Source organism: Desulfovibrio piger ATCC 29098 (genome assembly GCF_000156375.1).
Classification (GTDB): Bacteria; Desulfobacterota; Desulfovibrionia; order Desulfovibrionales; family Desulfovibrionaceae; genus Desulfovibrio; species Desulfovibrio piger.
In genome coordinates this window covers 1-908 of record NZ_DS996369.1, presented here as the reverse complement: position 1 = coordinate 908, position 908 = coordinate 1, and the positions used below count along the sequence as shown (strand labels likewise).

Annotated in this window: 1 protein-coding gene and 1 pseudogene; one reads left to right on the top strand and one right to left on the bottom strand. The window is 69.2% G+C overall.

The features are described from left to right. Positions 1-600 (top strand): annotated as a pseudogene (locus tag DESPIG_RS13005) (hypothetical protein); the annotation flags it as partial. Between the two features lie 51 nt (positions 601-651). Here DESPIG_RS13005 and DESPIG_RS14420 read toward each other — a convergent pair. Further along, positions 652-908, bottom strand: a 257-nt coding sequence (locus DESPIG_RS14420; RefSeq protein ID WP_006009444.1) for a hypothetical protein, incomplete at its 5' end; no start/stop codon positions are given.

Here is a 908-nt window from a genome sequence, read left to right as displayed (position 1 = left end):
CAACTGCTGGAAGATGCCCAGGATAGCTACTTGAACATCGGCAGCCTCACGGCGGAGGCGGAGACGCTGGAGCCCGGGGAGGCCGCGGCCGTGGACTTCGTGCCGGATTCCCTGCGCTTTTTCTTCAAGATCCCGCGCGGCATGCCCGGGAAGCAGGGCCCGGCCGGTGCCACAGGGCCGCAGGGTGCCAGGGGGGACAAGGGCGATCAGGGAGAGCGTGGACCGCAAGGGATACAGGGCCCGCAAGGCCTGCAAGGCGTGCAGGGACTGCCCGGAGAACGGGGCCCCCAGGGCATCCAGGGCATCGCTGGCCCGGCAGGGCCCGCAGGAGCGCAAGGCACCACCGGTGCCCGCGGTCCCCAGGGGCCGCAAGGCCTGCAAGGAGAGAAGGGAGAGAAAGGCGATCCCGGAGAGCCCGGGCCGCAGGGGCCGAAAGGAGAGACGGGAGACATCACCACGGCACTGGATGCCACCTTCATCCAGTTCGTGGTGGATGGCGACGGCGACCTTGCCATGAACTACACGGGGGCGGCACAGCCTGAGGCCGCTTTTTCCATCGATGCCGACGGCGAACTGGAGGTGACCTATGCCGACGCTTAAGATCGGGCGCGTGCGCCCTGTGTTCCGGGGCGAATACAGCAGTGCGCAGAGCTATGCGGTCTTGACCGTGTGACGCTCGACGGGGAGGTCTGGGAATGCGTCAAAGACGCCCCCGCCGGGACTGCGCCGCAGGAGAATGCGTCTGCCTTTTGGGTCAGGATCGGTGCCAGAGGCCCCCAGGGCGAACGCGGCGCACAGGGCATCCAGGGCCCTGCAGGAGCTGACGGCGCCACCGGTCCCGCAGGCCCCGCCGGACAGCAGGGGGAACAGGGCGAACCGGGCCCCAAGGGCGATACGGGGGCCACGGG